Here is a 4,971-nt window from a genome sequence, read left to right as displayed (position 1 = left end):
ACATGAAAGCCAGCATCCGGGCCAAGGTGGAGCACCCGTTTCGCATCATCAAGCGACAGTTCGGCTTCGTGAAAGCCTGATACAAGGGGTTGCTGAAAAACGATAACCAACTGGCGATGTTATTCACGCTGGCCTTAACAAGATATAACTCAAATGAATCAAAAAGTAATAATTATTGGGTATGGAATAGCATGAATTTAATCATTACAGCCATTGGGGCTTCAGCGGGTGGGCTTGAGGCGATTAGCGCACTGCTCACCCTGCTCACCAGAAACGATGACATGTGCTTTGTGGTGCTTCAGCATTTATCGCCCTCGCATCGCAGTATGATGGCTGAAATCTTACAACGTTCAACTGCGCTCTCTGTTAAAGAGATGGAAGATCAGGACGAACCCTTGCCCAATATGGTGTTTGTGGTGCCTGCGCACAAAAATGCCGGTTTTGAGAATGGTCGATTTACCTTGTCAGCCATTTCGCAACCGAATAACCCGAAGCCATCGATTAACTATTTTTTTACAGCATTAGCGGAAGAAAAAAGAGATCGCGCGATTGGCATTATTTTGTCGGGAACGGGTTCTGATGGCTCATTAGGTTGTCGGCAAATTCACAATATGGGCGGCATCACGATAGCGCAAAACCCCGATGGTGCGAAATATGATGGAATGCCACGTTCGGCAATCGAATCGGGTGTAATCTCGCACATTATGAGCATTGCAGAAATAGCGCAATACCTGTCTAGTATTGAGGTTGCCAATAACGCAGTCGATGCGCTGCTGCATGATGATTTGCGGGTTCAACAAATCATCGAGTTGCTTAATGAACGCTTACAGCGTGATTTTACCGGTTATAAAAGTGCGACGTTGATTCGACGCATACAGCGACGTATCAGTGCCGTGCAAAGTGTTGGGTTAAACGAATATCTGGCCTTTCTAACCAGTTCAGACAGCGAAGCCGAGCTTTTAGCCAACGATTTGCTGATTTCAGTAACCGCCTTTTTTCGCGATAAAGAGGCTTACAAGGCACTTGAAGCAACGCTCAGGCAATCCAATACGGCAGCCGAAGACGAGTTTCGCATTTGGGTTGCCGGTTGTGCGACCGGTGAAGAAGCCTATTCGCTGGCGATCATGATGTATGAAATCTGGCTGGATAGAGATAAAAAGCCAACGTTGCAGATATTTGCTACCGACATTGATGATGCGGCCCTTGAAACCGCGCGACGTGGGTTATATCCGGCAATTGCGTTAAAAGAATTAAGCCAAGAGTTAGTTGAGCGTTATTTTAATAAACGCGGCGCGTATTATGAAATTATTAAACCACTGCGAGATGCAATTGTTTTTGCCAAGCATAATTTAGTCAATGATCCACCATTTCTGCGTTTAGATGTGGTCTCTTGTCGTAATGTTCTTATTTATTTTGACACCGCACTGCAAGCGAAAGTATTACAAAACTTTCACTTTGGTTTAAAAACGAATAGTTTACTGTTTCTTGGTCGCTCAGAAACAGTGGCTCAAGCCGACAAGCTATTTAGCTCTCATGATGCGCGAGAACGAATTTTTTCTAAAACGGGAGAAATACAGGTTTTGCCACTAACAAAAGTAGTGAGTGGTACAATAAAGGTAAAAAATCAGAAAAAGAGTGATCAACAAGACGCGTTATTCAATTTTTTGATTAATAATTATAAATTAACCCTTGCCGTATGTGATCGTGAAGGCAATGTATTACATACTAGGGGTCATGTGGAGCAGTTTTTCTTATTTCCATCAGGAGTTACTAAATATAATTTATCAGATGTGCTGCACCCATCTGTTCGTGCAGATGCCATCTCTTTATTTTATAAAGTGCAAAGAAATAGATCTAAGTGTGAAAGCCAGAAACGGAATATAAATCATCAACACATCAAATTTATTGTTTCTATTTTAGAGCAAGAAAATTTTGAATCCTATTTGTTAGTGTTTCAAATTGAAAATGAAGAGAGTAAAAGTGTTTCATTAATATCGTCTGACACGCCTTCATTTAACAATGATGATTTAAAAAATGAGTTAATTAGCACTCGTGAGCATTTGCAAGCGTTGGTGGAAGAGTTAGCCACAGCTAATGAAGAGATGCAGGCCTTAAATGAAGAGGCGCAAGCATCGAACGAAGAGCTGCAAGCCACTAACGAAGAGTTGGAAGCCGCCAACGAAGAGATGCAGGCCACCAATGAAGAGTTGATCAGTGTTAATGAAGAGTTGAATGTTAAAACCGGTGAATTGGCCAAACTCTATGAAGAGTATTCCCATCTTTATGACGCGTTAGAGTTTCCTATTTTAGTGTTTGATAAAGAGTTGCGTTTAATTCGTTTTAATGCAGGGGCGGCACAATATTTTTCATTACGATTAACGGCGCATTATCAATCGGTGGAGAAAATTAATTTTCCTGATGAATTTAATGAGCTGGCGACCTTATTAGGTAAAACCTTATCGCATGGTGATAGACAAAGCGCACTGATTCAGCATCTGAATCGTTATTTTCATCTGATTATCACGCCGGGGTTAAATCAGAAATCAGAGGTGATTTCGTTGGTTGTGACCATGATCGATGTCAGTGATTTGATCAATGCGAAAAATAAACTGTCGGCATCTGAGCATCGCTTAACTGCCTTAATGGAGCACACAAGTATTATTTTCTCCATGCGTGATCTGCATGGGCGATATCTCTATGTGAATAAGCGATTTACTGAGTGTTTTGACGTTGATGAAGCCGATTGCATTGACAAAACAGATTTCTCTATTTTCCCCACTGCGTTTGCAGGGGCATTATGGGGTGCATCGATCGAGTCGTTACAAACTGAAAACCCGATAGTGCGCGAGTATTATTTTAATAATAAAAATCAAAATAAATTTTTCTCGATTAAACATCAAACATTGCGTGATAGCGATAACCACCCGATTGCGTTAATTATTGAAGGTGAAGATATTACTGAGAGAAGAATTCAAGAGTCACAATTAAGAATTAATGCTCGGATTTTTGAACAAGCCGGTGAAGCTATTGTTGTGATGGATAAATGCGGAATTATTACCTCTGTAAACTCTGCATTTTATAAAATTACACAATTTGATGAGTGTGATGTAATAGGGCAACCGGCCAGAGAAATTATTTTTAACTCGACAGGTACGTCTGATATTTATGATGAGATCAGCTATTCGATTAAAACTGATGGCAGTTGGAAAGGGGAAATTTTAAGTAAACGCAAAGGTGGAGAGGTTTACCCTGAATTGCTCACTATTAATCGAGTTGAAGATTATCAAGGTAACCCTGAACATCTGGTGGCCGTTTTTTCTGATATATCGCAGATTAAAAACTCACAAAAAGACATTGCTTATCTGGCCGAACATGACTCACTGACGAATTTGCCAAATCGTGCCACGTTTGCGAATAAATTAAGAAAAAAATTAGCAGAATCTTTGGATCATAATAGAACCAATGCACTGTTATTTATCGATTTAGATAATTTTAAAAACATTAATGACACGTTGGGCCATGATGTGGGCGACCGCATATTGCAAATTGCGGCATCTCGATTACGTCATATCATTAACAGCAATGATTTTATTGCCCGTTTAGGTGGTGATGAGTTTACGATTATTTTATCTGACACCACCACCGAAGATGCAGCCGCAGTGGCCAAAAAAGTGATTGATGAAATGTCACTGGTTTATGAGGTGGCTAATCGTCAGCTCTTTATTTCGGCTAGCATTGGCGTAGCGATATCACCCATGGATGGTCATGACGAGCATAGCTTATTAAAAGCAGCTGATGCTGCGATGTATAAAGCCAAAGAAAATGGGCGAAATCGTTTTGCTTTTTTTGAGCCTGAATTGCAAGTTAAATTGCTGCGTCAAGCAACGCTTGAACGAGCAATGCGTATTGCGATTGAAAATAATCTGTTTTATCTCTTATATCAGCCGAAATTTTTGATTAATGACAAACTCGATATTGTCGGCGCAGAGGCATTGATCCGCTGGGATGACCCTGAAGTTGGCAGTGTATCACCAGCTGATTTTATTCCCCTTAGCGAGAAGAATGGGTTGATTCATGAAATAACGCGCATTGTTATTCATACTATTATTCAGCAATTGGTGCAATGGCGGAAAGAAGGGCTTAAATTATTACCAATAGCATTTAATTGTTCGGCCAGAAGCCTGCATGAACCTGATTTGGCTGATTTTGTTCTATCATTAATGCGAGAAAATAGCCTTCCATTTGAACTGCTACAAATTGAGATCACAGAAACGGTATTACTGGATAACAGCCAAGTGGTTTTATCCAACTTAGAACGTTTAAATTATCATGGCATTAAAATTAATATTGATGATTATGGCACTGGTTACTCATCACTCAGCTATTTAAAACGGCTGAATATATCAACACTTAAAATCGATCAGAGTTTTGTCTCTGGCTTAGGCAATGACTTAGAAGATGAAGTGATTACCGAGGCGGTATTAAGCATGGCCAAATCATTTTCATTGGAAACGGTGGCAGAGGGTGTTGAAACAGAAACGCAGCTGTGTTGGTTAAGGCAACATGGTTGTCATGTCGCTCAGGGTTATTATCTTGCTAAACCGCTGACGACTAATGCTTTCAAGGAGTACCTGACTCTTGAATGAAAAAAATACTTTTCTCTGTGCGTGCGAGCAAGAGGAATTGCATTTATCTGGGGCTGTGCAGTCATTTGGTGCGTTGATTCTTACCGAAGAGAATGGCTATATCACACACGTCTCAGTGAATACTGATGCAATTTGCACGTCGGCCATTCCGGGTCAATTTATTGATCCACGTTTGGCAAAGCTTTCGGCTAGTCTGGGCGTGCAAGTGGGTAGTAATAAGATAGTCGCTTGGCACGATCAGGGCTTTAATCAGGGCGGGATCGCACTTTGTTAATGAAATTTGAACAGGCAGATCGTCTGTGATCTAATCGCGTCTCCATGCAGG

General features: G+C 40.9%; 2 protein-coding genes. Both read left to right on the top strand.

From position 1 onward, the window contains the following. Nucleotides 1-191: 191 nt before the first annotated feature. On the top strand, nt 192-4,646 hold the full coding sequence (locus OKC27_RS22390; RefSeq protein WP_270806724.1) for an EAL domain-containing protein: 4,455 nt from the start codon (nt 192-194) through the stop codon (nt 4,644-4,646). Next, nucleotides 4,639-4,920 (top strand): hypothetical protein, encoded by a 282-nt coding sequence (locus tag OKC27_RS22385; protein ID WP_270806723.1) that lies wholly within the window; start codon nt 4,639-4,641, stop codon nt 4,918-4,920. Before OKC27_RS22390 ends, OKC27_RS22385 begins: the two co-directional genes overlap by 8 nt. Nucleotides 4,921-4,971: the final 51 nt, after the last annotated feature.

The organism is Aeromonas sp. QDB62, from assembly GCF_027705695.1.
In the GTDB taxonomy this organism is placed as follows: domain Bacteria; phylum Pseudomonadota; class Gammaproteobacteria; order Enterobacterales; family Aeromonadaceae; genus Aeromonas; species Aeromonas allosaccharophila.
The sequence above is the reverse complement of the archived record's forward strand: the minus strand, read 5'-3'. Positions and strand labels throughout refer to the sequence as shown.